Raw genomic sequence first — 539 nt, 5'->3', positions numbered from 1 at the left:
TGCACCAGCCATGCTCGCGTCGAGCCCAGCTTGCCCAGCGTCTCGGCCATCGGGCGGATCAGGTCGCGCGAGAAGGCGCCGGTCAGCTGGCGCTTCACGCCCGCCGGGTTGGTCAGCGGCCCGAGGATGTTGAAGATCGTGCGGGTGCCGAGTTCCATGCGCACCGGCATCACGTGCTTCATCGCCGGGTGGTGCATCGGCGCCATCATGAAGCAGATGCCGACCTTCTCGAGGATCGGCGCGATCGAGGTGGCCGGCAGCATCACCTCGACGCCCATCTGGCTCAGCGCGTCGGCAGAGCCGGACTTGGACGAGAGGTTGCGGTTGCCGTGCTTGGCGACGGTGACGCCGGCGCCGGCCACCACGAAGGCGGTGGCGGTCGAGATGTTCAGCGTGCCCTTGCCATCTCCACCGGTGCCGACGATGTCGATGGCGCCCTCGGGCGCGGTCACGGCGTTGCACTTGGCGCGCATCACGCCCGCGGCGGCGGCGTATTCGTCCACGGTCTCACCCCGGGTGCGAAGAGCCATCAAGAGGCC

1 protein-coding gene is annotated in these 539 nt (G+C 69.0%); it reads right to left on the bottom strand.

Annotated features, from left to right (window positions below; genetic code table 11):
* Nucleotides 1-539 (bottom strand): anthranilate phosphoribosyltransferase (trpD, locus tag HC022_RS28440; protein ID WP_167454584.1); only part of this gene is annotated, 539 nt, incomplete at both ends.

Origin of the sequence: Salipiger sp. HF18, from assembly GCF_011806505.1 — a bacterium.
Taxonomy (GTDB): domain Bacteria; phylum Pseudomonadota; class Alphaproteobacteria; order Rhodobacterales; family Rhodobacteraceae; genus Salipiger; species Salipiger thiooxidans.
The sequence above is the reverse complement of the archived record's forward strand: the minus strand, read 5'-3'. Positions and strand labels throughout refer to the sequence as shown.